This is a genomic window from Ruegeria sp. CDSB114, assembly GCF_059611025.1.
The window spans coordinates 70,866-95,575 of sequence record NZ_JBXWOT010000005.1 but is presented as its reverse complement, the minus strand read 5'-3'; the positions used below and the strand labels follow the sequence as shown (position 1 = coordinate 95,575).

Here is a 24,710-nt window from a genome sequence, read left to right as displayed (position 1 = left end):
CGCGCGATACCTTCTGCGCGATCACACGGGAAGGCAGCGCAATGCGGGATTTTCAGGCACCAGGCAGATCCGAAGTTTTTTCGACCGAAGGGATGTGCGCCACATCTCACCCGCTGGCAGCCCAAGCGGCCCTTGGCATCCTACAGCAAGGTGGCAACGCGATGGACGCAGCCATCGCCGGGGCGGTGCTTTTGGGATTTTGCGAACCACAAATGACCGGCCTGGGCGGAGATTGCTTTGTTTTGTACAACCGCGCCGGAGAAGATGAGGTTCGGGCCCTCAACGGCTCTGGCCGGGCACCGGCAGCAGCCAACGCTGGCAGCTTGCGCGATAAGGGACTGACTGCAGTTCCGCTCAATACACCGGATGCGGTCACCATTCCCGGCGCAGTCGAGGCGTTCTGCCAGCTGGCCGAAACCGAGGGCAAACTAGGGCTGGACGCCATCCTGCAACCCGCCATCCGCTATGCAGACCAGGGCGTGCCGGTCGCCCCACGTGTGGCTTTTGATTGGGGCCCGGGTGCTAACACGTTGCAGGGGGCAGCCAGGAACCACTATCTGCTGAAAGGAGACGTTCCAAAGACCGGAGACATGTTCCGGTCCGCCGGGCAGGCAGAAGTGCTGCGCAGAATCGCCAAATACGGACGAGAGGCGTTTTACGCGGGCGAGGTCGCTGAAGATATTATCTCGACCCTGACGGCCATGGGCGGGGTACACACAGCCGAAGATCTGGACGCGACCGCTGCCACACCTACAGTTCCGGTCGCAGGGCACTATCGTGGCTTGGACCTGCTGGAACATCCGCCCAATGGCCAAGGTGCAACCGCCCTTTTGCTGCTGAATATCCTCAAGAACTTTGACCTCGGATCCATGGATCCGCTATCCGCAGAGCGTCTGCATATCGAGGCCGAAGCCTCAAAACTCGCCTACGATGCCCGCAACAGATTCATCGCCGATCCGGATCATACGACACGCGCAGACAGGTTTTGGGACCAGACAACAGCTGATCGGTTGGCAGAGCTTATCAACCCAAACCAAGCGATGCCCGCTGCTGCCCCACTGACCGAAGCCATCCACAAGGACACGGTTTATATCACGGTGGTCGACAGGGACAGGATGGCGGTATCGCTGATCTATTCGATCTTTCATAGCTTTGGATCGGGTATCGCTTCTGAGAAATTCGGCATTCTGCTGCAAAACCGTGGGTCTGGATTTACGTTGCAATCAGGCCATCCGAATGAGTTTGGCGGCGGTAAACGTCCGATGCACACGATCATTCCCGGCATGTTGAAACAGAAAGGCAAAATCCTGATGCCCTTCGGCGTGATGGGTGGTGCCTTTCAGCCCACAGGACATGCAAAGCTGGTCTCGCTGCTAACCGACGATGAGTTTGCGCTGCAGCAGGCCATAGACACACCGCGCGCCTTTGCAGACGGGCCTGTCTTGAAACTGGAACGCGGAATTCCGCGCAATATTGCGCAACAATTATCTGAAATCGGCCACAAAGTTTTGATTTCAGAAACACCTCTAGGCGGGGCTCAAGCGATCCGAATCCAGAAGAGCGGCGTTTTGCAAGGCGCAAGCGATCCACGAAAAGATGGGTGCGCGCTTGGTTATTGACTGTACGGGCCCGGTTTCACCCGCGCTTCCATTTTTAGTTCAAATGGAAATGCAACGGATATGCGCCGTTTTCAAACGGACCAAACATATCGGGGATATCCGGATGCTCGACCGGTTCTCCGGACTGGTCAGCAATCAGATTTTGTTCAGAAACATAAGCAACATAGAAGGATTGGTCATTTTCCGCCAACAGATGATAAAACGGCTGATCCTTGATCGGCCTGCTGTCTTCGGGAATGGCCTGATACCATTCTTCGGTATTTGAAAACTCTGGGTCCACGTCAAAAATCACCCCTCGGAAGGGATGTTTTTTGTGGCGGACGACTTGGCCCAGCCGGTACTTTGCTTGTGTCTTTAGCATCACGTTTGCCCCCAAAGGTCTTACTACCCGTTTCCTCATAGGAATGCCAATCATTGATCTAAAATAATGGGAAACAGTCTGTGAACCTCTTACTGACAGTACTCGAAATCGTGGCCCCGGTCTTCCTCTTGGCGGGGATCGGGTTTGCCTGGGTCAAACTTGGCTTTGAATACAGGCTGCAATTTGTAACCCGCCTTGCGGTGACGCTCGCCGTGCCCAGCCTGATTTTCGTGGCCCTGATGCAAACCCAGATCCCGCCCGGAGAGCTGACCCGGTTCACTTTGGCCGCCATCACAGGCCATGTCGGGCTGGCGGTCGCATTTGGCGTATTTGTCCGGGCCAGCAAGCTGGAAAAGCGCACCTATCTGGCGCCGCTGATATTCGGCAACACGGGGAATCTGGGCCTGCCTCTGGCCATTTTCGCATTTGGGCAGGCAGGCTTGGGTTTCGCGGTGATATTTCTGGCCGTTACCGCCCTGTTTTCCTTTACTTACGGGATCTACCTGGTGGCGGGAAAAGGCGCTTTCGGCAAGGTAGCACGTGAACCCATGGTTTGGGCTACTCTGCTGGGGGCGCTGTTTCTGTGGCAGGGCTGGCAAACACCTGTCTTCGTGACCAACACGCTGGACCTGCTGGGACAGATGGCGATTCCGATGATGCTGATCACGCTTGGTGTTGCGATTGCGCGGCTGACCACCAGAAAGCTAGGGCAAGCGGTCTGGCTATCGGCGTTGAAACTGGTCGTGTGTTTTGCCCTGGCATGGGCAATCGCAAAAGGGTTTGATCTGGATAACGTCGCGTTCGGCGTTCTGGTGGTGCAGATGTGTACGCCGGTTGCCGTAACCTCATACCTGCTGGCCGAACGGTTCGAGGCGGATTCTGACGCGGTTGCGGGGCTGGTTATGGTCTCAACCCTGATGTCCGTCGGCGCTTTGCCTATAATTCTAGCTATTGTTCTGTAGCGATTGTGATTTCCTAATCGCTCAATCTGCGCTAGAATGAAGAAAAAAGGCACGAGGCACATGAGCAGAATTCTTATCGTACTCTTCGGGGTGCTGCTTTTGGCATCCTGCGGGGGTGGTTCCAACCAGCCACCCAGCAAGCTGAATGATGCATGCAGCATTGCGCGTGAACGGCCCGAATATATCAAGGCGTTCAAAAGCACCGAGCGGAAATGGGGAATCCCCGTTCACGTTCAGATGGCTACGATCTATCAGGAAAGCCGGTATCGCCACGATGCGCGAACGCCCCATCAATATGTTCTGGGTGTGATTCCGATGGGCCGTCAGAGCAGCGCCTATGGCTTCAGCCAGGCGCTGGACGGGACATGGGATGAGTATCAGCGCGAAACCGGCAAGCGCCGGGCCAAGCGGGATCGTATTCGGGACGCTTCGGATTTCATCGGCTGGTACATGAACAAAAGCTATGAGCGGAATGGCATCCAGCCAAGCGACACGCGCAATCAGTATCTGGCCTATCACGAAGGCCATACCGGTTATGCCCGCGGCAGCCATTACAGCAAGGCGTGGTTGCTGAACGTGGCCAATGATGTGGATGCGCGCGCCCGGATGTACCAGGCGCAACTGTCAGGCTGTCGTTACTGAACAAACAGCGGGTCAGCGATTGCCTGACCCGCTTCTGTTCTTGTTCGAAAACAAGCTGCTGCTTAGGTTTTTGCCGGTATCAAGCTGACCCAGCAGAACCGTTGTCTGCCCGCCTGCATTATCGTGGATCACCCATTTTCGCAGCTCAACCGGATCGCCGGTGAACATCAGCTCAATTCGACCGGAGTCAGGGTTTTTCGGGTCCTGTGCTGTCACGACAGTGGCCGTTCCGTCAAAGTCATGCCCAACCACCATATTAGCCTGACCCAGATCGACATTCCGTGCCAGAACCAGAGACAGAGGTGTTCGCTTTAACGGATACTGCTCGGGCGGTTGATTGGATTTCGGATCGAATATCTGAACGGTGCCAGCGCGCGCCAACACAACGGCGCTGTCTGGCGGGTCATATTCGAACCGCATCTTTCCAGGCCGTGCGATCCACAGCTTTCCTGTGCTCAGTGAGCCATCATCATTGACCTGTGTAAATGTCGTCTCGACAGTTTTCAGACCATTCAGGTAATTCGATATCTGCGACAGCGGCAACTTGTCCGCAGCCCAGGCGGCGGGTGTGGCCAGTGTCAGTGCAAGGGCAAAAGCAATCTGTTTCATAAGACCCAGATAAGCGCTCTGCCCTTGTTATTAAATATCCTATTGCTCTGGCACCAGGATTTCGCGTTTTCCGACGTGATTTGCCGATGAAACAATGCCTTCGTCCTCCATCTGCTCAACCAGACGCGCAGCTTTGTTATAGCCAATGGCAAGTTTCCGCTGGATATACGAGGTCGAGCATTTGCGATCCTTGATCACAATCGCCACGGCCTGATCGTACAGGGCGTCTTCACCATTGGTGTTGCCCCCGGTGTTCAAACCCAGAACAGCGTCGATATTATCAGCCTTTTCCTCGGTCGGTCCATCGACCACACCGCTCATATAATCCGGCGGGCCGAATTGCTTCAGATGGTTGACGATTTCCTCGACCTCTTCATCCGAGACAAACGGACCGTGGCAACGGGTGATCTTCGCGCCACCCGCCATATACAGCATGTCACCCTGACCCAGCAGTTGTTCGGCGCCCATTTCACCAAGAATGGTGCGGCTATCGATCTTTGACGTCACCTGGAAGGAAATCCGGGTCGGAAAGTTCGCCTTGATCGTGCCGGTAATCACATCGACCGAGGGGCGCTGCGTGGCCATGATCAGGTGGATACCCGAGGCCCGAGCCATCTGCGCCAGACGTTGGATGCAGGCCTCGATCTCTTTGCCAGCGACCATCATCAGGTCGGCCATCTCGTCGACAATAACAACGATATAGGGCATCGACTCGGGTGCGAATTCCTCGGTCTCGAACATCGGTTCACCCGTTTCGTCGTCAAAACCGGTCTGGACCGTGCGGCTGAACATCTCGCCCTTGGACAGTGCGTCTTTCACCCGGCCGTTATAGCCCGCGATATTACGCACGCCCATCTTGGACATCTTGCGATAGCGATCCTCCATCTCGCCCACGACCCATTTCAAGGCGACAACCGCCTTCTTCGGGTCTGTCACAACCGGAGAAAGCAGATGCGGGATGCCGTCATAGACCGACAATTCCAGCATCTTGGGGTCGATCATGATCAGGCGGCATTCATCCGGCGTCAGCTTATACAGCAACGACAGGATCATCGTGTTGATCGCCACCGATTTACCGGAACCGGTGGTCCCCGCGATCAGCAGGTGGGGCATCTTGGCCAGATTGGCCACAACGGATTCACCGCCGATATCCTTGCCCAGCGCCAAAGGCAGCGCCTGATTGCCGTCTCCGAAGTCACGGCTCGAAAGGATTTCGCGCAGCACCACCATTTCACGGTTTTCATTGGGCAGTTCGATCCCGATGACCGAGCGGCCCGGCAGGGTCGAAACCCGCGCCGAGAGGGCCGACATCGAGCGGGCAATGTCATCCGACAGACCAATAACGCGGCTGGCTTTCAAACCCGGAGCCGGCTCAAGTTCGTACATCGTGACAACCGGACCGGGGCGGACGCTGACGATCTCACCTTTGACGCCATAGTCATCCAGCACATTTTCCAACATCCGCGCATTCTCTTCCAGGGCCTCATCGCTCAGGTGATGGCGCTGAATGCTGGAGGGGTTGGACAGCAGGCCCAGCGGAGGCAGTTCGAAATCGGAGTGCTTTTCCTCGAACGACAACGCGGGCTGGGCCTCGGCCTGGGCCCGGCGCGAAGGTGGCGGGGTGCGGCGCACGGGTTGAGCAACCACCGGCTTGCGCGGCTCGGCCACGGGGATTTTCATCGCCGGGCGGGCTTGCAGCATCTCATCGGCGTCATCCTCGAAAACGGCCTCGTCATCGAAATCCGGCTCGGGTGCAAAATCCTGATGCAGCGGTTCCTGCCATTCTGTTTCAGGCTGCGCTGACAGCATCGGTTCGGGCGGCAGCCCGGTTGATGTCACTGGCGGCTCGGGCGGCAGTTCGTCCGCATGACCTGCATTCAGGATCAACGGATCAGGTCCACGGCCCCGCCCTTTGGTCAGCGGCAGGTCGGGATCGGGCTCAGGAGCCATCTCTCCGACTGCAACTTTACGGTTGCGCACGGCGGCAGAAATCTTTGAACGGATACGGTCCTCACCCGGCATTTCCTCGTAACCCGCGACAGGTTCACGGTCGATCAGTTCGGGTTCGGGCATGGGGTCCGGGCGACGGATCAGATCAGGAATGCGCGACAGGAGGCCGGTCTTTATCGGTTCGGGCGCTTCCAGAAGTGGCTCGTCGAAAACAGGGTCCGTAAAGGCAATCTCGTCGTCGAACACGGCCCCTTCGGCGCGGGCCGTCTTGCGTTCGTCCCATTGGGCACGACGTTCGCGCGCAGCCTCCGCTGTTGCGACAGCCCCACGGCCCAGCAGATTCATCAATATGTCATAGGACATGACTAGCCCCAGCAGGAAGGCGCGGAACCCCTTGCGCACGTCGTCCTTGGTGAAACCAAGAACAAACACGCCCAGCGTCAGCATCCCAATAGCCATCGCCAGAGACATCAGCTTGACAATAAAATGCGAGGATATGGGCAACAAGGTCAGGAAGGCACCCATGACCGTATCCCCAAACAATCCACCCAGACCAAAACTATGCGTTACGCGCCAAGCCTCACCCGGCACTAATGTCGCCGCATAGACCGAGACAATGGCGATCCAGATCGGTGCAAATATCAGGCGGGCGACGGCACGATCTTCACCGAAATGCCCGGCAAAACGCACACCCCAGCCGATCAACACCAACGCAATGCTCCAACTGCCCCAACCGACAATCATGAACAATGGCGCCGCGATCGAGGCACCAACACGCCCCATCCAGTTCTGCACTGGTGCATCCGTCGACACCATCCAGTTCGGGTCATCCGGTGTGTAGGACCAGATCATCGCCGCCGAAGCCAACCCAAGTAGGATCAGGGCGATGCCGATCAACTCTTTGCTGCGCCTTTCGATGGCGGCCTGAGTCGTGCTGTCCAGCAATGGATCGCGGTTGCGCGCGTTATATGATGCCATTTTGCCCTCGTACCTCACGAATAAATGCAGTCGCGGAGCGTGATCAGCCCCTGCCGCATCTCTGTTTTTGGGGCCACCATAGCGACCCGGATAAATTGCTCGCCCGGGTTTTGCCCCGGATCACCTTGAGAAAGATATGCACCCGGCAGCACCCGAACTCCGGTCTGCTGCCACAGTTTCAATGCGGTTTCCTCGCCATTTTCAACCGGCAGCCACAGAAAGAACCCGGCTTCGGGCGGCATGTAGCCCTGGATACCTGCAAACACCTCGTCTGCGATGGCGTATTTTTCCTGATAGAGCGCGCGGTTCTCGACCACATGCGCCTCATCGGCCCACAGCCGTGCGGCGGCGGCCTGCAATGGCAGCGGCAATGGCGCGCCCGCATAATTTCGTAACTGCTTGACCCGCTTGATCGTTTCCGGCCCGCCTGCAATCAGGCCAGACCGCAGCCCGGCCACGTTCGACCGCTTTGACAGCGAGTTGAACAGGGTGATCCGTTCAGGATCAGCGCCCAGTTCCTTTGCGACCGTCAGAACACCTGTAGGCGCTGTGTCGCGGTAAATCTCGGAATAGCATTCATCGGCGAAGATGCGGAAATCATATGTTTCAGCCAACCGGATCAGCTCGACCCAGTATTCACGCGTGGCAACTGCGCCCTGCGGGTTGGCCGGTGAGCAGATATAAGCGGCGACAGTGCGGTTCAGCACATCCGCGGGCAATCCCGCATAGTCCGGCAGATGATCTGTGGCCGCCGTGGCCGGGACAAAAACCGGATCAGCCCCGACCGAGATCGAGGCAACCATATAGACCTGATAGAACGGGTTCGGGCACAGAACGACCGGTTTTTGTCCGTATTTCTGTTCGGGGCACAGCGCCATGGCGGCGTTATACAGCCCTTCGCGCGTCCCGTTCAGGGCCATAACCTGCGTGTCCGGATCCATCGTGACGCCATAACGGCGTGCAATCCAGTCAGTGATCGCACCGCGCAGCTCGGCCGAACCCTCATTCGGCGGATATCCCTGAAAACCGGCAGCATTTTCCGCAATCACGTCGCTGACCCAGGCCGGAAAAGCGTGCATCGGCGCGCCAATGGTCATGTGAATCACTTCACCGCCCGGTTGGTGATGATCCAACAGGGTGCGCAGGCGCGGGAATGCGTATTCCGGAAGGTTCGAAAACCGCTCGGGGAAATTCATAACTACTGCCTCAATATCGGGATCATTTCGCCCCGTTTTCAAGCAGGTTACAGGCCGGGCGGGGCTTCGTCCAGACAAAGCGGTGCCGAATCAGGGGATTGTGGCATTCAGGCCAATGTGGCCTCGGCCGCGGAACCAAGCCGCAAAAGCGCCTCTTCGGACCCCGGATAACCCATCATCATCAGCCCGCAGCCCGGTTTTCCGGTCGGCAAGGTCAGCGCTGCCAGCCCCATGAGGTTGCCGATCCGGGTGTTCCGCAATGCCAGCAGGTTTTCGGTAACGTAATAGTCATGATCGCTCATCAGCCGTTCAAGATTGGGCGGCAGGATCGGTGCAGTTGGGGCCAAAACGGCGTCAAACCCGGCAGTGGCTACGTCCCATGCACCGCGACACGCCTTCAGCCTTGACCAGGCTGCAACATAATCGGGGCCCGAAGCATTTCGTCCGGCACGGAACCGTTCGAGTATTTCGGGATACATCACATCTGGGTTGGCCTCGATCACATCGCGCCACAGGCCATAGGCTTCGGTGGTGTAAAGAACCCCCGACAGCCCCATCGCGTCGGTCAGTTCAGGGACCTCAAGAGGCAGAATATCTGCACCGGCCTCACGCAACCGATCCAGGGCATCCTCGTAAGCGACACGCGGCTCTGCGCGCAAATCATCCTTGGCGACAGTCTGTAAATCCGCGAAACGACGCCCCTTTAGATTGGCTCCGCGCAAATCAGCTGGCGTACCGCCCTCCAGCATGGCCAGCATATGGGCCGCATCTTCGACCGAGCGGGCCAGCGGTCCAACGGTATCAAACCGCAGGCACAACGGGACTGTACCCTCCAGGCTGACCCGCCCGGCGGTGGTTTTCAGCCCAACCAAATTGTTCCAGGCTGACGGTATCCGCACTGACCCACCAGTATCCGAGCCGATCGCGCAAGCCGCCAATCCCCAAGCCACGGATGCCGCAGCCCCCGAAGATGATCCTCCGGGAACCGCATCCTCATCATCTATGCAGGGCGGCGTTCCGGTGATTGGATTCAAACCCAGGCCGGAAAAGGCCAGCTCGCTCATATGGGTTTTGCCAAGGCATACAGCGCCCATGGCACTGGCATTTCGCAGCACGATTGCATCAGTTTTGGGAACCCGGTCTTTCAGCAGTGCCGTTCCTGCCTCGGTGGCAGTCCCGGCAGTATCGAACAGGTCTTTCCAACTGATCGGCACCCCATCCAACAATGATCGGCGCAATCCCAGCTTGGCCCGCTCCTGCGCCGCCTCAGCCTCGGCTCGGGCGCGCGTTTCGGTCACGCGAGCATAGATACGGTCGCGATGCGGGTGGGCTGCTATCGCAGTCAGAAAGGTCTCTGTCAGTTCAACCGGGTCAATCTGGCCCATGCCAATGCCCCGACCCAGATCACAAGCCGTCATCGACAACCAATCCTGCATCACTGCCCCCTTCAATTTCTGCATTCCCAGCGACGGTAGCGACAGGACCGCACATGGACAATCCCGAATGGGCGCGCATAGTGCGCAGCATGGAACAGAGCTCGGATATCCTGATCGTCGGCGGCGGCCTGAATGGCCCCGCTTTGGCTTTGGCACTGGCACAAACAGGGCACAGAGTTACCGTCATTGACGCGCTGGCCGAAAAGGTTCGCAAAAATTCGGCTTTTGACGGCAGGGCCTATGCGCTGGCCCTGGCCTCGCAGCGCCTGCTAGAGGCGATTGGGGTCTGGAAACCGGTTGCCGAACACGCCCAGCCAATGCTCGAAATCAAGGTCACCGATGGCCATGCAGGCGCTGGCCCGTCGCCGTTTTTCATGCATTTCGACCATGCCGAGATCGAAGAAGGCCCGATGGGCTTTATGGTCGAAGACCGCCACCTGCGCCGTGCGTTTCTGGACGCGATGGCCGAGGAAAAGGCCATTACCCAGATCAGCGGCAAGACGGTCGTGTCACAACAGACCACCGGAACAGGCGTCAGCCTGACATTGGATGATGGTGCGGTCCTTGATGGAGCCCTGCTGATTGGATGTGACGGGCGCCGCAGCGGCACCGCAGAACGCGCCGGGATCAAACGCACGGGATGGGATTATGGCCAGACCGCGCTGGTCTGCGCCATCGACCACGACCTGCCGCATCACGGCGTCGCACATCAGTTCTTTATGCCGCCCGGCCCTCTGGCCATTCTGCCCCTGACCGGCAATCGCAGTTCAATCGTCTGGAGCGAACGGACCGAAATGGCCCAGCGCATCAACGCCCTGCCTGAAGAGGATTATCTGCAAGTCCTCCGCCCGCGGTTCGGCGATTTTCTGGGCGAAATCCGTCTTGCCGGAGATCGGTTTACCTATCCGCTGAATCTGACCATCGCCAATTCCTTTATCAGTGAACGGATGGCCCTGGTCGGAGACGCGGCCCATGGAATGCACCCGATTGCAGGTCAGGGTCTGAATGCGGGACTGCGCGATGTCGGCGCCCTGGCCGAGGTGCTGACCCTGGCCGGACGACGCGGCGAAGATATCGGGTCGCCACTGGTGCTGGAGCGTTTTCAGGAATGGCGACGGTTCGACACCGCGTCTTTGGCGATGGCGACGGATGTGTTCAACAAACTGTTTTCCAACGACAATCCATTACTGCGGATCGGGCGGGATATCGGAATGGGTATCGTCGGCTCTCTACCCGGTCTGCGCCGCGGTTTCGTGCGCGAGGCCGCCGGGTTGACCGGAGATCTGCCAAAACTGCTGCAAGGGCGAGCGATCTAGTCCAGCGCGCGCGCCTCATCCACCAGCATCACAGGAATGCCATTGCGGATCGGAAAGGCCAGACCCGCCGCTTTTGACACCAGCTCCTGCTTTTCAGCATCATAATGCAGCGTCGTTTGCGTCTTTGGGCAAATCAGCGCCTCAAGCATGCGGCGGTCAAAGGCGTGTTCGGCGGTGGTCATTGCAATGTTTCCTCATTCGATCCGCCGCGCATGGCGAATTCAATCAGTGTCACCAAGGTCTCGCGCCGGGTGCGCAGACAGGGGGCCTCTAGCAGGGCCTGTTTTTCCTCGGGGTCGAAATCCAGCAGCATCGACAGCGAATTCACCAACAGCTCATCATCCGCGTCCTTCAGCGTATCCCAATCCGTCGACATCTGTCGGGACGAAAAGAACCTCTCCAAAAGGCCCAAAAATCGCACACGCTCAAACCCCTCATCATGCTCGGCCTTGCCCAGATCACGGTTAAACCCACCCCAGGTCACGCTGCAGCGGCGATAGGGGGTGAAGGCATCCGGCTCGGCCTGAATACGGAACCGGGAAATACCGGTCAGCGTGATCAGATAGCGGCCGTCTTCGGTTTCAGAAAACTGCGTCACCCGCCCTGCGCAACCGATCTGATGCAACCTATTTTCGTTGCTTTGGCACGGGTTCGGCTGAACCATTCCGATCAACCGTTCCCGGGTTTTCAAAGCGTCGTCCAACATCTGCAGATAGCGCGGCTCGAATATATGCAGCGGCAAGCGCGAGCGGGGCAGCAACAGCGCCCCGGGCAAAGGGAAAACGGATACCGTTTCCGGCAGGTCAGCGGGATGCATCATGTACCCGAGTGTAGCTCTGATCCAGAATTAGGCAAATATCATCGAGCTGAGCTTGCGCCGCCCGTTCAGAACAATCGGATCATTGGGTTTGAGCGCGTCAAACACGGTGAACAGCTGAGCCTTGGCCGCGCCGTCATTCCATTCGCGGTCACGGCGGAACAATTCCAGCAGCTGCGCTACGGCGTCTTCAACATCGCCATTCGCATGCAAGGCCTGCGCCAGATCGAACCGTGCCTGGTGGTTGTCGGGGTCAGCCTCGACCGCTGCGGTCAGCTCGGCCACTGGACCAGCATCCGCCGCTTGCTTGGCCAGTTCCAACTGCGCGTTTGCGGCCTCAAGCTCGGGCGAGGCGGAAATCTCGGCCGGGGCACCGTTCAGAATTGCTTCGGCCTGCTCAAGATCACCCGTGGCGATATGAGCGCGTACCAGCCCGCCATAGGCAGCGGCGTGGTTCGGATCTTCGCCCAGAATGGCGGCAAAGGTCTGAGCAGCATCCGCGGCGGCACCTTCGGTCAGCATTTCCTCGGCCGCCTCAACGGCGTCGTCCAGTTGACCACCGGGGCTTTCGCCGCCTGTCGCCTCGATCACGCGGTCGACAAAGGCCTTGATCTCGGACCCAGGCACGGCACCCTGAAATCCGTCAACCGGCTGCCCCTTGTGAAAGGCATAGACGGTCGGAATTGACTGAACGCGCATCTGTGAGGCGATCATCTGCGCCTCGTCGACGTTGATCTTGACCATCTTGACCGCGCCCTTGGCGGCGGTCACGGCCTCTTCCAACTGCGGGCCAAGCGTTTTGCACGGGCCGCACCATGGCGCCCAGAAATCAACGATGACCGGCACGTCCTGCGACGCTTCGACCACATCCGCCATGAAAGTGGCTTCGGTCCCGTCCTTGATCAGATCGGTGGCGGGGGTGTCTGCGCCGTTCAGAAGGTCCATGGCTGTCACTCTTTCGATTAAACTTGCGCCCTATATGCAGTCGCTTGACCCGGAAACCAAGGGCAGAGTTGCAGGTTAGACGTCAAAGGTCGCAAAGACCGGGGCGTGATCGCTGGGCTTTTCCCAACCGCGCGCGTCGCGCAGGACACGGCTGGAATGGCCCGCGTTCGAGATATCCGCCGTGGCCCAGACGTGATCCAGCCGCCGCCCCTTGTCGGCCACGTCCCAATCCCGCGCGCGATAGGACCACCAGCTATAAAGCTGCCCTTCGGGGATGTCCTGCCGGGTGACATCGACCCAACCGCCTGCGTCCTGCGTTTCGGCCAAGGCCTCGACCTCGACCGGTGTATGCGAAACGACCTTGAGCAACTGTTTGTGCGACCAGACATCATCCTCACGCGGAGCGATATTCAGATCACCAACCAGAATGGATTTTTCCGGCTTTTCCGCGTGGAACCAGTCACGCATATCGGTCAGGTAATCCAGCTTCTGGCCAAATTTCTCATTCACCTCACGATCCGGCACATCCCCGCCCGCAGGCACATAGAAATTGTGAATCGTCACGCCGTTTTCCAGCCGCCCCGCGATATGGCGCGCATGGCCGAGATCTGCGAAATCCATGTCGCCCGCCTCGACCATCGGCAGGCGAGACAGGATCGCAACGCCGTTGTAGCCCTTTTGCCCGCGCGCAACCATGTGAGTGTAACCCAGTTCGGCAAACCCTTCGGTGGGGATCTTGTCCACCGGAGACTTGCATTCCTGCAGGCACAGAACATCCGGCGCCTCTTCGCGCAACAATTTCAGCACGATAGGCTCGCGCAGACGGACCGAGTTGATGTTCCATGTGGCAAGAGTAAAAGGCATAGGGAATTCCTCTGTCGCGGTTGGCGCACCCTAACGCGGCGCATTCTCAGGTGCCATCGTAAAAGAAAATATCAGGACGGATGCCCGGACGATTGGGGTGCATCATCGCAAATCTCGTACCAATGCGGTTTTTCGGAAACATTCTCGTGAAACTGGACTGTCAGCTCAAACGGGGTATCCAGCGCATTGGCCGCGATTGGAAAACTGTCGGCATCAGCCAGGATTTCACCAAGCGACGTCCCACAGGTATCGCAGAAACACCTGCCATATTTATAGGGCGGTTTAGGCTGGTAAGTGACAACTCGGTCCTTACCGTCCAGCCAAACAACATCATCTTTCTTGACGAAGACAACAGTGCTTGCACCTGCCTTCCGACAACGCGAACAATGGCATGTTCCCATAACCGAAGGTTCACTGGTAAGTTGGAATTTTACGGCGCCACACAGGCAACTTCCATGAATCACTTTCGCCTCCAATTTTGCACTCCAGAAATAGAACATTACATGAACATATACTTTGTCGCAATCCGCTAGGAGCCGCAAAACATTTTGCAGCACAAACAAAAAAGGCCGGGCCATCAGGCCCGGCAGTCCAACAGGGAGGTACATGTCATTACCCGGACATGTACGGGTTGGGAGTAACTTAAAGATGTCTACAGGGTATCACTTTGATCCAAGTCAATCCACATCAAGTTACGATACCAAGCGATATCCACCCGATTCTGTGACCAAAAGGCGCGCGTTGGATGGATCGGGCTCGATCTTCTGACGCAGGCGATAGATATGAGTTTCCAGCGTATGTGTGGTGACACCGGCATTATAGCCCCAGACCTCATGCAGCAGAATATCACGGGCGACGACACCGTCGGCGGACCGGTACAGGAACTTGAGGATATTGGTTTCCTTCTCGGTCAGGCGAATCTTGCGGTCTTCGTCGGTGATCAGCATCTTCATCGCCGGCTTGAACGTATAAGGCCCGAGCACAAATACCGCGTCTTCTGATTGTTCATGCTGGCGAAGCTGCGCACGGATACGAGCCAGAAGGACCGGAAACTTGAACGGCTTGGGAACATAGTCATTGGCACCAGCATCCAGACCCAGGATGGTGTCCGCGTCACTGTCATGACCGGTCAGCATCAGGATCGGGCTTTTCACACCTTGCTTGCGCATCAGGCGGCACAGCTCGCGCCCATCCGTGTCGGGCAAGCCAACATCCAGAATGACCAGATCGTAAATCGCCTCGCGAGCCCGCTCCATGGCTGATGCCCCGTCCGACGCTTCGAATACATCAAAATCCTCGGTCATCACGAGCTGTTCGCTCAACGCTTCGCGCAGATCCTCATCATCATCCACTAGCAGGATTTTCTTTAGCTGTGCCATATCCGGTCCTCCTAAGCCCTTTTCCACCACTTGCGCGCGAAAGATGCAATCAACAAGGTTTGCTGCAACCGTTTCACGCCCTCGTGTCTCAGGATGAGGAATTGTTTCACATTTCCTTTTGATCAGGCTACATGAAGGGCTGATCGTTACAGGGTAACAACAGATGAGTCTTATCCCGGATATCTCGGAACTGCTTGCTCGGGCACGGGCTGACCTGCGCATGGGCTTGCCGGTCGCCCTGACGGATGACACCGGCTTTAGCGTACTGGCCATTGCGTCGGAAACGCTGAGCGCACAGCGGCTTGCCGACTTGCAAGGTCTGGGTGGCGATCCTGTTGTCGCAGTGACTGTCCGACGGGCCGAGACATTAAAGGCACGGGCCTATGACGGTGACCTGGCACGTGTGATCGTTCCGGCAGATGCCGATGTTGCCTGGGTACAGGCGGTGGCCGATCCCTCGGACGATCTGAACGCGCCTATGAAAGGCCCACTGATGACAGAGCGTCAGGGCAACGCCAATCTGCATCGCATTGCCATTGCTTTGACCAAGTCAGCCCACCTTCTGCCGGCGGCAATCGTTGTTCCTGTCCACGACGGCCGAACCTTCGCTACTGCACATGGCCTGACATGTATTGACCATACCCGCGCCGCGCCACATCTGTCGGATCGAAGCATTTTGAATGAGGTCGTCGCCGCCCGACTGCCGATGGAGGTATCCGAAGCCGGGCGCCTGCACGTTTTTCGCCCTGAAGATGGCGGCGAGGAACATTACGCAATCGAGATCGGCCGCCCCGACCGCAGCAAACCGGTATTGGCTCGGCTGCATTCGGCCTGCTTCACCGGTGATCTGATGGGCAGCCTGAAATGTGATTGCGGCCCACAACTGCGTGGGGCCCTGGCCCAGATGGGGTCTGAAGGGGCAGGAGTACTTCTGTATCTGAATCAGGAAGGCCGCGGGATTGGCTTGGCCAACAAGATGCGCGCCTATTTCCTGCAGGATCAAGGGTTCGATACAGTCGAGGCCAATCACCGTCTCGGTTTCGAGGATGACGAGCGCGATTTCCGTCTGGGCTCGGACATCCTGAAATTGCTCGGCTTCAGTTCCGTAAGGCTGTTGACCAACAACCCCGCCAAGATCGCGATGATGGAGAAGACCGGCATCGCCGTCACCGAGCGCGTCCCGCTGAAAGTCGGCGAAACTGCCCATAACCGCGACTATCTGGCCACCAAAGCAGCCAAGTCGGGACATTTGCTGTGACACCCGTAGATCTGGTTCTAACCCGCCGCGGCGTTCGTTTTCGCGGCGGGTATTTTCCCTGTTCGATCGGGAAAGGTGGGTTAAGCAACAGCAAGCGTGAGGGGGACGGCGCCACGCCGACCGGCTGCCTCAACATCGTTGGTATGCTGTACCGGCCCGACCGGCTCGCAAGACCGTCGCCTTGGGCCATCCCAATCGGTCCTCAGGACCTCTGGTCAGATGATGTGCAAGACACGCAGTACAATCATATGGTCAGCGCACCCTATCCTTTCAGCCACGAAAAACTCCGCCGCGCGGACCCGCTTTACGATCTGGTTCTGATCACTGACTGGAACTGGCCCAATGCGGTGGCCGGGCGCGGTTCAGCAATTTTCCTGCATCAATGGCGACGGCCCGGTTTTCCTACAGAAGGCTGCGTTGCCTTTCGGCGCGACCATCTGCGGTGGATCGCACGTCGAATCGAGCCGGGCACGCGGCTGATTATCCCTCAGGCTTAACTCGTTCGCCGAAAATGGCCGAGCCGACGCGCACATGGGTCGCGCCAAGTGCAATGGCCTGCTCGAAATCGCTGCTCATCCCCATGGATAGCCCTTTCAGACCATTGCGTTCAGCTATCTTGGCAAGCAAGGCGAAATGCAGAGATGGCTCTTCCTCGACAGGCGGAATGCACATCAGGCCCTGAATCGGAAGGTCGAGCCCGCGGCAATCGGCAATAAATGCGTCTGCCTCAGTGGGCAGAATTCCTGCCTTTTGATCCTCTTCACCGGTATTGACCTGAATGAACAGGTCCGGGCAAGTGCCGACCTCTTGCGCGAGCCGGGCCAGAGTATTGGCCAGTTTGGGGCGATCAACAGAATGGATCGTGCTGAACAGATCCAACGCCTGACGGGCTTTGTTCGTTTGCAACGGCCCAATCAGATGTAAATCGACATCCGGGTACTGCAATTTGAATTCCGGCCATTTTCCGACGGCTTCTTGAACCCTGTTTTCACCGAAACAGCGATGCCCTAAAGCAAGCACTTCCGCTACACGCTCATTCGGCTGAACCTTTGACACGGCGATCAGCTTCACGGCCCCAACGTCCCGCCCCGAGGCGGTTTCGGCTTTGGTTATCCGGGCAGAGATTTCTTGCAGCGACATTTGGGTCCTCGATCAGTTATGGGCGAAGAAAAACACTATGTCGGACAAAAAGAAAAGGGCAGGTCCGAAGACCTGCCCTTAAACCTTGCGGCTCAGATCAACTTAGAAGTTGAACTGTGCACCAAAGTCGGCACGTGTGGTCGAGTCGTCGCAGACGTCACAGTCGCTGACACCTACACCACCGCGCAGCGATACACCGCCACCCAGGTCGTAGATGGCGCCGATGCCGTACTGCTGCGTGTCCGCATCAGCGTTACCGTCACCGTAGGCGAAGGTCAGCGTGGTCGCGGCGCCAACATTGTAGGCACCCGATACACCCCAAGCAGTGCCGTCGGTGGCGTCAACTTCGGTTTTATCGTCAGCAACAAACAGCGTACCCGAGAAGTCGCCGAATTCTGCACCCAGGGTGAAGACCAGCAGGCTTGGATCGTCGCCACCAGTGCCCGCGTCAGTTTGACCATAGGCCAGCGCTGCAGTGATGTTGTTGAAGGTGTAAGTCGCGCTTACGTCCCAACGATCCGCGTCGGTTGTGCTGCCACCACCGTTAAAGATAGTTGCTTGGTCGTACGACGCACCAAAGGCGAAATCACCAACTGCGTACTGGAAGAACACAGCGTTCGAACCCGAACCGGTCGACGAGTAACCCAGGAAGCTATAGTCAACGGCAGAATACTGACCGATGAAGTTTTCCAGGCCAGGCTCGTTACCGTAGTAGTTTGCCAAGTTGTCGAAAGAACCAGCAACGTTGCCGGCGTCAACACGCAGACCACCGTAGATGACCGAGAAGCGCGCGCCGTTCAGGCCAGCCGAATTGGCTTCGCCGGTGGACGAGTCTTCGTCAGCCTGCAGACGTACACGAGCCGAGAACTCAACGCCGCCATCGGTTTCGGCTGTGCCGTCGATGTTCAAGCGGAAGCGCGAGACCAGGATTGCGTCGTCAGTGTCGTTCGCGAACACGTTAACGTTCTGAACAGTTGCACTACTTGCAGTAGTGGTGGTGGTAGTGGTGGTGGTGGTGGCCGCTGTGCGGTCCTCCTGATAACCAATACCAAAACGGCCGTAGCCGCTGAACTTAACTTCGGCCGCTGCAACACTTGCGGTTGCAATCAGTGCGGTCGATGCGAAGAGAACTTTTTTCATCTTGTTTCCCTCGGTTTCAAAAGTTTTTTAACTCGACACGTGCTTAGGCACATGTCTCAGCACGGGAACCGTTTCGCCCTTTTTGCCCCTGTCACGCAAGCTTGGCATAAAAACTGACGCGCATTGGCCTAGAATTGGTGCAAGGATGCCACAGTCTGATTTGCCCACTGAATCAACCCCGAAGCCTGCTCTGGATGTGACAAGATTAAGCTTGTTGACGAACCAGACCTTGTCTAGGAGTAACGTGAATAACCTAAAACCAACGAAACGGAACCTGTCCAACATGCGCCTGCAGACAATTTTCGGTTTGATCATAGTGACAGCCGCGGTGTCGGCTTGCGGACAGAATCGCAACGCAGAACCCAGTGCAACGCCACTCAATGTGGATGGCGGTCGCTCGGACGAGCGTGAGCTGAACGATCCGAATCGCTCAACGATCTGGGATGTATTCAACACCGCAGACGCCGAGCAGGTTACCAATGTGAACCGCTATCTGTGGGCTGCCTCGCTGGATGTCCTTAACTTTCTGCCTGTGCAGGAAGTCGATCCCTTTACCGGTGTAATCGTAACAGGTTACGGCACGCCTCCGGGTGGCGGACGGCAATACAGGGCCACGGTTCACATCAGCGATCCCGCCCTGGCGGCACGATCCTTGTCGGTTGCGCTGCAGACCAGCGGGGGTGCCCCGGTCAGCGCGGCAACCACACGCGCAATCGAAGATGCAATCCTGTCCCGCGCCCGTCAGCTGCGCATTGCGGACAACAAGCTCTAGCAACCCGCTTCAAATCACAATATTACCACGCCGGGTTCATGCCCGGCGTTTTCATTACGAAGGACCGCACGATGTCGCGCTATTCGGCCACCGAAATCGAAGCAAAATGGCAAGAGGCCTGGGACAAGGCCGGAATCTTCACCGCCAACCACAAGGCGGACAAGCCGAAATATTATGTGCTTGAAATGTTCCCCTACCCGTCTGGCCGCATCCATATGGGACATGTGCGCAACTATACGATGGGCGACGTAATCGCGCGCCACAAGCTTGCGACCGGCCATAACGTGCTGCACCCGATGGGATGGGACGCGTTCGGGATGCCTGCAGAAAACGCTGCGATGGCTATTGGCGGTCACCCGAAAGACTGGACCTATGGCAACATCGCCGACATGCGCAGCCAGATGAAGCCTCTGGGCCTGTCCATCGACTGGTCCCGCGAATTCGCCACCTGCGACCCAGAATATTACGGCCAGCAACAGGCGCTGTTCCTGGATATGCTGCAGGCCGGTCTGGTTTACCGCAAGAACGCAGTGGTGAACTGGGATCCAGTCGATATGACCGTACTGGCCAATGAACAAGTCGAAGGCGGGCGCGGCTGGCGCTCGGGCGCATTGGTTGAACGGCGCGAGCTGACGCAATGGTTCTTCAAGATCAGCGATTACTCTGAGGAATTACTGGATGCGCTGGACACGCTGGAGAACTGGCCTGCAAAAGTGCGCCTGATGCAGGAAAACTGGATCGGCAAGTCGCGCGGGCTGCAGTTTGGCTTTGAACGCATCGATGGTGGTGAGCCAATCGCCGTCTATACAACGCGCCCCGATACACTGATGGGTGCGTCTTTCGTCGGCATCTCTCCGGACCATCCGATTGCCAAGCAACTTGAGGCCGAAAACCCCGAAGTGGCTGAGTTCGTTGCCGAATGCCGCAAGGGCGGCACCACGGAAGAGGCCATAGAGACCGCCGAAAAGCTGGGCTATGACACTGGTATCAAGGTCAAACACCCGCTGGATCCGAATTGGGAGCTGCCGGTCTGGATCGCCAATTTCATCCTGATGGATTACGGCACCGGCGCCATCTTTGCCTGCCCGGCCCACGACCAGCGCGACCTGGATTTCTGCCGTAAGTACGGTTTGCCCGTCGTCGACACGTTCTTTGCGCTTGATAATGACACGCCGGTCGACAAAACCGCATTCGTTCCGCCGAAAACCGAAAAAGTCCGCTGGGTAAACCATTTTGCCGGGCTGACCGACGCCACGGGTGATGACGCAATCAACACCACCGTCGATTTCGCCGAAAAAGCGGGTTGGGGCGAAGGCGTTACCAAATACCGTCTGCGCGATTGGGGTCTGTCGCGTCAGCGCTATTGGGGGTGCCCGATTCCCGTGGTGCATTGCGAATCCTGCGGCGTGGTGCCCGAAAAGAAAGAAAACTTGCCGATCCGCCTGCCCGACGATGTCACTTTTGACAAACCGGGCAATCCTCTGGACCGCCACCCGACCTGGCGCGACTGCGCCTGCCCGTCTTGCGGTGCGCCATCCAAGCGAGAAACCGACACGATGGATACGTTCGTCGATTCGTCATGGTATTTCGCCCGCTTTACGGCTCCGCACGCGGAAACGCCGACCGATCTGGCCGAGGCTGAATACTGGATGAATGTCGATCAGTATATCGGCGGCATCGAACACGCTATCCTGCACTTGCTCTATTCCCGCTTCTTTGCGCGGGCGATGCAGATCACTGGCCATTTGCCGAAAAAGGCCATCGAGCCCTTTGATGCCTTATTTACCCAAGGCATGGTCACGCACGAGATTTATCAAACCCGCGACGCCAATGGCCGTCCGGTCTATCACCTGCCCGAGGATGTGACCGACGGCAAGCTCGCCGACGGCACGGAGGTCGAAATCATCCCCTCGGCCAAGATGTCGAAATCCAAGAAAAACGTGGTCGACCCGGTCAGCATTATCTCGGCCTTCGGCGCGGATACCGCGCGCTGGTTCGTGTTATCCGATTCACCGCCCGAGCGGGATGTGGAGTGGACAGCATCAGGCGCAGAGGCTGCATTCAAGCACCTGAACCGTGTCTGGAACCTCTGCGACAAGATCGGCGCGATGGACCCCGAGGCAAAAGGCGACGGGGATCAAGACCTGCTGCGCGAGATGCACAAAGCCATCCATGACGTGACGCTTGGTGTTGAAAGCTTCGGCTTTAATGCCGCCATTGCAAAGCTCTATGCGTTTACCAATACGCTGGCAAAATCCAAAGCGGGTGCAGCGGCCCAAAAGCAGGCGATAAAGACGCTGGCACAGTTGATGTCGCCGATGACACCACATCTGGCCGAAGATATCTGGGCGCATCAGGGCGGCGAAGGTTTGATCGCAACAGCCCCCTGGCCCGTCGCGGACGAAGGTATGCTGGTCGATGACACTGTAACCCTGCCGATCCAGATCAACGGCAAACGCCGCGCGGAAGTCAGCGTTCCGAAAGATATGGACAAGGCAGAGGTTGAAAAAATCGCGCTCAGCACCGAAGCTGTGCAAAAGGCACTGGACGGTGCCGCGCCGAAGAAAGTGATCGTTGTTCCAGGTCGGATCGTGAATGTCGTTGTTTAATCGCAGAAGCCTTTTGTTGACGCCGCTGGCTGCTTGCTTGCTGGCGACCGCATGCGGGTTCCAACCCGTTTACGCGCCGGGCGGAACAGGTGAAGCATTGCATGGTAAAGTTGCTGTAACTGAGCCAAATTCCGTGGAAAGCTATTTGCTTGTCCAGAATTTGGAACAGCGGCTGGGCCGGGATGCGAGCGCACAAAAACTGTATGATCTGGATGTTACGGTTGCTACGGCCACGCAATCTGCAGCGATCACGACTACCAACGAGACCAACCGGTATACAATCGAAGGGCGCGCGGAATTTTCCCTCAGGTCCGCTGAAACCGGGCGGATTCTAGTATCAGGAAATGTCCATGATTTCGTGGGCTATTCCGCTGCAGGCTCAACCGTCTCGACGCTTGCGGACGAACGTGACGCGACCGAGAGGCTGATGATCATCCTGTCCGATCAAATCGTGAACCGCCTTTATGCAGCACCGGGCCTGACCCAATGAAGCTCAGCCCGCGCGAGGCTGAGGGGTATTTCGCCAAACCGGACGCTGGCAAGGCAGGGTTGTTGATCTACGGATCCGATGCGATGCGTGTGGCCTTGAAACGGCAACAGGTCTTGTCAGCCCTGCTGGGAGAAGGCGCCGAAGAGGAAATGCGCCTGACCCGAATGCCAGGTGGTGATCTGCGCGGGGAACCGGCTCTGTTGCTGGACGCGGTCAAGGCTGTCGGGTTCTTCCCCGGCCCACGTGCAGTTTTCGTCGAAGATGCAACTGATGTCGCCGCCCCTGCCATCATTACCGCATTCGAGGATTGGGCAACGGGCGACGCTCAGATCATCGTGACTGCTGGGCAGCTCAAACCCAGTTCAAAGATCCGTAAGGCATTCGAGTCGCATCCCGCAGCCTATGCCGTTGGGATCTATGACGATCCGCCCTCTAGGGCCGAGGTTGAACGGGTTCTGGCACAGGCCGGAGTCAATAACATTCCACCGGATGCAATGTCGGCCATCACCGAACTTGCCACGGCCATCAGCCCCGGGGACTTTACGCAAACCATTGAAAAATTGTCTCTTTACAAGCGCGGAGACGATACTGAATTGGCTCTCGAAGATATCGGGGCCTGTGCACCCAGCTCGACCGAAGCCGCCCTGGACGATGTCCTGAACGTGGTCGCCGAAGGCAGAGCCGGAGAGATTAGCCCGCTGATACGACGGCTGCAATCGCAAGGTACAAATGCGGTCAGCCTGTGTATCGGAGCAACCCGGCACTTTCGAACGCTTTACGCCTGTGCCGCCGATCCCGGTGGTGCGGCACAGGGCGTCGGCAAGCTGCGCCCACCCGTCTATGGAAAGCGGCGTGATCGTATTCTGCGACAAGCACAGGGATGGGGGGCACCCAAACTGCAGACCGCTTTGACCGTTCTGACTGATACGGATCTGTCATTGCGGTCAGCTGGGCAAACGGCCCCAGCCATGGCTTTGGTCGAACGTGCCATGATCCGTCTGGCGATGCTGGCAAAGTCGCGTTAAGCGGTCCGCGCCAGCCAGTTTGCAGCTGATCGCCCGGCCCATCGCCCTGTCGCCAGACAGGCAGTTAGCAGATAGCCACCGGTCGGAGCTTCCCAATCCAGCATCTCGCCGGCGCAGAACATTCCGGGCCTGGATTTTAGCATCAACCCTTCGTCCAAAGCGCCTTGCCGAACACCTCCGACGGTTGAGATTGCCTCATCCATTGGCCGCAACCCCGCGTGGCTGAGGGGCAGAGATTTCAACGTTTCGACACTCAGGCCGCTTCCCCTGTTCATCTCGTGATACAGAGCGATCTTTTGCGGAGACAAATGCAGAGATTTCTTCATCCATTGCGACTGCGTCGTCTTGGATTTCTTGGCTGCAATTTTCTGCTGCAAGGTAGTTACATCCAGATCGGGAACCAGATCAACACTCAACGGCGCTCCTTCTCGCAAAGCGGGCGTCAGGGAATAGAGCCCTCCGCCTTCAAGGCCTTTGGATGAAATCGTCGCCTCGCCGCGACTGATCACACCCCCGGCAGTCCACCCAACGGATTTGATCGCAGCGCCGAAATGCGGCTGCATATGTGCGCTCCAATCCACTGACAAGGCCGAGTTCGCCGGGGCAAATGGCGACAGGTCGACACCCGCCCCTTGCAACAGTGGGGCCCAAGCTCCATCCGATCCCAATCGCGCCCAGCTTGCGCCGCCCATGGCCAGAATCGTCGTGTCAGCCTCAATCTGCCGGTGACCTTCCGGAGTATCGAATTCCAGAGCATCGCCGTTCCATCCGGTCCACCGCCATCGGGTTTTGATTTGCACACCAGCCGCATCAAGACGCCCCAGCCAAGCCCGCAACAGAGGTGAGGCCTTCATAGCCTTTGGAAACACCCGCCCCGTTGAGCCTGTAAATACCTCTTGTCCCAGATCACGCGCCCAGTCCTGAACGGCGGCAGCATCAAATTCCGCCACCAAAGGGCGTAGCCACTCAGCGGCGGGTCCATAAGACAACAAAAGTGTTTCGAGCGGTTCATTCTTGGTTAGGTTCAGGCCAGACTTCCCTGCCATCAAGAGCTTTCGGGCAACCGAGGGTTTGGCCTCGGCCACCAGCACATCATGACCTGCGGCGGCAAGTTCACCCGCCGCCATCAGGCCCGCTGGCCCGCCTCCGATCACGACGGCTTGTGCCATTGCTGTCCTCTTGCCTTTCGCGCCCTGCGGCGC

At 57.9% G+C, this 24,710-nt stretch carries 24 protein-coding genes; 10 read left to right on the top strand and 14 right to left on the bottom strand.

Annotation, left to right across the window (positions count from 1 at the left end; all coding sequences use genetic code 11):
• Positions 1–41: 41 nt before the first annotated feature.
• A complete protein-coding gene (locus AC2FIP_RS13490) occupies positions 42–1,619 on the top strand; it encodes a gamma-glutamyltransferase family protein (RefSeq protein WP_496786829.1) in 1,578 nt (525 codons plus the stop codon).
• A gap of 34 nt (positions 1,620–1,653) precedes the next feature.
• On the opposite strand, the gene hspQ is transcribed toward AC2FIP_RS13490, so the two are convergent.
• Positions 1,654–1,980 (bottom strand): heat shock protein HspQ, encoded by a 327-nt coding sequence (gene hspQ / locus AC2FIP_RS13485; protein ID WP_142637073.1) that lies wholly within the window; start codon positions 1,978–1,980, stop codon positions 1,654–1,656.
• An 80-nt stretch (positions 1,981–2,060) separates the two neighbouring features.
• Between hspQ and AC2FIP_RS13480 the strand changes: the two genes are divergently transcribed.
• Positions 2,061–2,942 carry an AEC family transporter gene (locus AC2FIP_RS13480; RefSeq protein ID WP_496786828.1) on the top strand — a complete coding sequence of 294 codons (882 nt, stop codon included), beginning with the start codon at positions 2,061–2,063 and terminating at the stop codon, positions 2,940–2,942.
• Between the two features lie 60 nt (positions 2,943–3,002).
• Positions 3,003–3,584 carry a transglycosylase SLT domain-containing protein gene (locus tag AC2FIP_RS13475; RefSeq protein ID WP_496750371.1) on the top strand — a complete coding sequence of 194 codons (582 nt, stop codon included), beginning with the start codon at positions 3,003–3,005 and terminating at the stop codon, positions 3,582–3,584.
• Positions 3,585–3,596: 12 nt separating this feature from the next.
• Here the strand turns inward: AC2FIP_RS13475 and AC2FIP_RS13470 are convergent, their stop codons facing one another.
• The 4 genes from AC2FIP_RS13470 to AC2FIP_RS13455 form a co-directional block, all read right to left on the bottom strand.
• On the bottom strand, positions 3,597–4,193 hold the full coding sequence (locus tag AC2FIP_RS13470; RefSeq protein WP_496750369.1) for a LolA family protein: 597 nt from the start codon (positions 4,191–4,193) through the stop codon (positions 3,597–3,599).
• A 39-nt stretch (positions 4,194–4,232) separates the two neighbouring features.
• Positions 4,233–7,121, bottom strand: a complete 2,889-nt coding sequence (locus AC2FIP_RS13465; protein WP_496786826.1) for a DNA translocase FtsK — start codon at positions 7,119–7,121, stop codon at positions 4,233–4,235.
• A 14-nt stretch (positions 7,122–7,135) separates the two neighbouring features.
• Positions 7,136–8,317: an aminotransferase class I/II-fold pyridoxal phosphate-dependent enzyme gene (locus AC2FIP_RS13460; protein ID WP_496786825.1), complete on the bottom strand. Its 1,182-nt coding sequence runs from the start codon at positions 8,315–8,317 to the stop codon at positions 7,136–7,138.
• Between the two features lie 107 nt (positions 8,318–8,424).
• On the bottom strand, positions 8,425–9,753 hold the full coding sequence (locus AC2FIP_RS13455) for an amidase (RefSeq protein ID WP_496786823.1): 1,329 nt from the start codon (positions 9,751–9,753) through the stop codon (positions 8,425–8,427).
• Positions 9,754–9,806: 53 nt separating this feature from the next.
• Here AC2FIP_RS13455 and AC2FIP_RS13450 point away from each other — a divergent pair, with 53 nt between their 5' ends.
• Positions 9,807–11,069, top strand: a complete 1,263-nt coding sequence (locus AC2FIP_RS13450; RefSeq protein WP_496786822.1) for an FAD-dependent monooxygenase — start codon at positions 9,807–9,809, stop codon at positions 11,067–11,069.
• Here the strand turns inward: AC2FIP_RS13450 and AC2FIP_RS13445 are convergent.
• The 6 genes from AC2FIP_RS13445 to AC2FIP_RS13420 all read right to left on the bottom strand — a co-directional run bounded on the left by AC2FIP_RS13445 (position 11,066) and on the right by AC2FIP_RS13420 (position 15,074).
• Entirely contained in the window at positions 11,066–11,251 is a 186-nt protein-coding gene (locus tag AC2FIP_RS13445; protein ID WP_496786820.1) for a Trm112 family protein, read from the bottom strand. The two genes, AC2FIP_RS13450 and AC2FIP_RS13445, sit on opposite strands and share 4 nt — an antisense overlap.
• A complete protein-coding gene (locus tag AC2FIP_RS13440) occupies positions 11,248–11,889 on the bottom strand; it encodes an LON peptidase substrate-binding domain-containing protein (RefSeq protein WP_496786819.1) in 642 nt (213 codons plus the stop codon). Before AC2FIP_RS13440 ends, AC2FIP_RS13445 begins: the two co-directional genes overlap by 4 nt.
• A 27-nt stretch (positions 11,890–11,916) precedes the next feature.
• Positions 11,917–12,831, bottom strand: a complete 915-nt coding sequence (trxA, locus tag AC2FIP_RS13435; protein ID WP_496786817.1) for a thioredoxin — start codon at positions 12,829–12,831, stop codon at positions 11,917–11,919.
• Between the two features lie 75 nt (positions 12,832–12,906).
• Positions 12,907–13,695 carry an exodeoxyribonuclease III gene (locus tag AC2FIP_RS13430; RefSeq protein ID WP_496786816.1) on the bottom strand — a complete coding sequence of 263 codons (789 nt, stop codon included), beginning with the start codon at positions 13,693–13,695 and terminating at the stop codon, positions 12,907–12,909.
• A gap of 71 nt (positions 13,696–13,766) precedes the next feature.
• A complete protein-coding gene (locus tag AC2FIP_RS13425; protein WP_496786814.1) occupies positions 13,767–14,159 on the bottom strand; it encodes a GFA family protein in 393 nt (130 codons plus the stop codon).
• 228 nt (positions 14,160–14,387) lie between these two features.
• The gene (locus AC2FIP_RS13420; RefSeq protein WP_142637092.1) at positions 14,388–15,074 is read right to left on the bottom strand and encodes a response regulator transcription factor; all 687 of its coding nucleotides are present in this window, start codon (positions 15,072–15,074) and stop codon (positions 14,388–14,390) included.
• Positions 15,075–15,237: 163 nt separating this feature from the next.
• Here AC2FIP_RS13420 and ribA point away from each other — a divergent pair, with 163 nt between their 5' ends.
• Both ribA and AC2FIP_RS13410 read left to right on the top strand, forming a co-directional pair.
• Positions 15,238–16,332 (top strand): GTP cyclohydrolase II, encoded by a 1,095-nt coding sequence (ribA, locus tag AC2FIP_RS13415; protein WP_496689928.1) that lies wholly within the window; start codon positions 15,238–15,240, stop codon positions 16,330–16,332.
• The gene (locus tag AC2FIP_RS13410; protein ID WP_496786813.1) at positions 16,329–16,829 is read left to right on the top strand and encodes a L,D-transpeptidase family protein; all 501 of its coding nucleotides are present in this window, start codon (positions 16,329–16,331) and stop codon (positions 16,827–16,829) included. The genes ribA and AC2FIP_RS13410 overlap by 4 nt, the downstream gene beginning before the upstream one ends.
• Here the strand turns inward: AC2FIP_RS13410 and AC2FIP_RS13405 are convergent.
• Positions 16,813–17,472, bottom strand: coding sequence for a YggS family pyridoxal phosphate-dependent enzyme (locus tag AC2FIP_RS13405; protein ID WP_142637099.1), 660 nt, complete (start codon positions 17,470–17,472; stop codon positions 16,813–16,815). The two genes, AC2FIP_RS13410 and AC2FIP_RS13405, sit on opposite strands and share 17 nt — an antisense overlap.
• Before the next feature lie 102 nt (positions 17,473–17,574).
• Positions 17,575–18,612, bottom strand: coding sequence for a porin (locus AC2FIP_RS13400; RefSeq protein ID WP_496692521.1), 1,038 nt, complete (start codon positions 18,610–18,612; stop codon positions 17,575–17,577).
• A 283-nt stretch (positions 18,613–18,895) separates the two neighbouring features.
• Here AC2FIP_RS13400 and AC2FIP_RS13395 point away from each other — a divergent pair, with 283 nt between their 5' ends.
• The 4 genes from AC2FIP_RS13395 (at position 18,896) to holA (ending at position 23,508) form a co-directional block, all read left to right on the top strand.
• Positions 18,896–19,384 (top strand): DUF3576 domain-containing protein, encoded by a 489-nt coding sequence (locus AC2FIP_RS13395; RefSeq protein ID WP_142637277.1) that lies wholly within the window; start codon positions 18,896–18,898, stop codon positions 19,382–19,384.
• Positions 19,385–19,455: 71 nt separating this feature from the next.
• Entirely contained in the window at positions 19,456–21,993 is a 2,538-nt protein-coding gene (gene leuS, locus AC2FIP_RS13390) for a leucine--tRNA ligase (RefSeq protein ID WP_496786811.1), read from the top strand.
• The gene (gene lptE, locus AC2FIP_RS13385; protein ID WP_496786810.1) at positions 21,980–22,483 is read left to right on the top strand and encodes an LPS assembly lipoprotein LptE; all 504 of its coding nucleotides are present in this window, start codon (positions 21,980–21,982) and stop codon (positions 22,481–22,483) included. The genes leuS and lptE overlap by 14 nt, the downstream gene beginning before the upstream one ends.
• Positions 22,480–23,508 carry a DNA polymerase III subunit delta gene (gene holA / locus AC2FIP_RS13380; protein WP_496786807.1) on the top strand — a complete coding sequence of 343 codons (1,029 nt, stop codon included), beginning with the start codon at positions 22,480–22,482 and terminating at the stop codon, positions 23,506–23,508. Before lptE ends, holA begins: the two co-directional genes overlap by 4 nt.
• On the opposite strand, the gene AC2FIP_RS13375 is transcribed toward holA, so the two are convergent.
• Positions 23,505–24,677 (bottom strand): TIGR03862 family flavoprotein, encoded by a 1,173-nt coding sequence (locus AC2FIP_RS13375; protein WP_496786805.1) that lies wholly within the window; start codon positions 24,675–24,677, stop codon positions 23,505–23,507. The genes holA and AC2FIP_RS13375 overlap by 4 nt on opposite strands.
• Positions 24,678–24,710 lie beyond the last annotated feature (33 nt).

Coding starts and splice junctions, on each gene's coding strand:
- AC2FIP_RS13490 (WP_496786829.1), top strand. CDS start 42: ATGCGGGATTTTCAGGCACCAGGCAGATCCGAAGTTTTTTCGACCGAA.
- hspQ (WP_142637073.1), bottom strand. CDS start 1,980: ATGCTAAAGACACAAGCAAAGTACCGGCTGGGCCAAGTCGTCCGCCAC.
- AC2FIP_RS13475 (WP_496750371.1), top strand. CDS start 3,003: ATGAGCAGAATTCTTATCGTACTCTTCGGGGTGCTGCTTTTGGCATCC.
- AC2FIP_RS13470 (WP_496750369.1), bottom strand. CDS start 4,193: ATGAAACAGATTGCTTTTGCCCTTGCACTGACACTGGCCACACCCGCC.
- AC2FIP_RS13465 (WP_496786826.1), bottom strand. CDS start 7,121: ATGGCATCATATAACGCGCGCAACCGCGATCCATTGCTGGACAGCACG.
- AC2FIP_RS13460 (WP_496786825.1), bottom strand. CDS start 8,317: ATGAATTTCCCCGAGCGGTTTTCGAACCTTCCGGAATACGCATTCCCG.
- AC2FIP_RS13455 (WP_496786823.1), bottom strand. CDS start 9,753: ATGCAGGATTGGTTGTCGATGACGGCTTGTGATCTGGGTCGGGGCATT.
- AC2FIP_RS13450 (WP_496786822.1), top strand. CDS start 9,807: ATGGACAATCCCGAATGGGCGCGCATAGTGCGCAGCATGGAACAGAGC.
- AC2FIP_RS13445 (WP_496786820.1), bottom strand. CDS start 11,251: ATGACCACCGCCGAACACGCCTTTGACCGCCGCATGCTTGAGGCGCTG.
- AC2FIP_RS13440 (WP_496786819.1), bottom strand. CDS start 11,889: ATGATGCATCCCGCTGACCTGCCGGAAACGGTATCCGTTTTCCCTTTG.
- trxA (WP_496786817.1), bottom strand. CDS start 12,831: ATGGACCTTCTGAACGGCGCAGACACCCCCGCCACCGATCTGATCAAG.
- AC2FIP_RS13430 (WP_496786816.1), bottom strand. CDS start 13,695: ATGCCTTTTACTCTTGCCACATGGAACATCAACTCGGTCCGTCTGCGC.
- AC2FIP_RS13420 (WP_142637092.1), bottom strand. CDS start 15,074: ATGGCACAGCTAAAGAAAATCCTGCTAGTGGATGATGATGAGGATCTG.
- ribA (WP_496689928.1), top strand. CDS start 15,238: ATGAGTCTTATCCCGGATATCTCGGAACTGCTTGCTCGGGCACGGGCT.
- AC2FIP_RS13405 (WP_142637099.1), bottom strand. CDS start 17,472: ATGTCGCTGCAAGAAATCTCTGCCCGGATAACCAAAGCCGAAACCGCC.
- AC2FIP_RS13400 (WP_496692521.1), bottom strand. CDS start 18,612: ATGAAAAAAGTTCTCTTCGCATCGACCGCACTGATTGCAACCGCAAGT.
- AC2FIP_RS13395 (WP_142637277.1), top strand. CDS start 18,896: ATGCGCCTGCAGACAATTTTCGGTTTGATCATAGTGACAGCCGCGGTG.
- leuS (WP_496786811.1), top strand. CDS start 19,456: ATGTCGCGCTATTCGGCCACCGAAATCGAAGCAAAATGGCAAGAGGCC.
- lptE (WP_496786810.1), top strand. CDS start 21,980: ATGTCGTTGTTTAATCGCAGAAGCCTTTTGTTGACGCCGCTGGCTGCT.
- holA (WP_496786807.1), top strand. CDS start 22,480: ATGAAGCTCAGCCCGCGCGAGGCTGAGGGGTATTTCGCCAAACCGGAC.
- AC2FIP_RS13375 (WP_496786805.1), bottom strand. CDS start 24,677: ATGGCACAAGCCGTCGTGATCGGAGGCGGGCCAGCGGGCCTGATGGCG.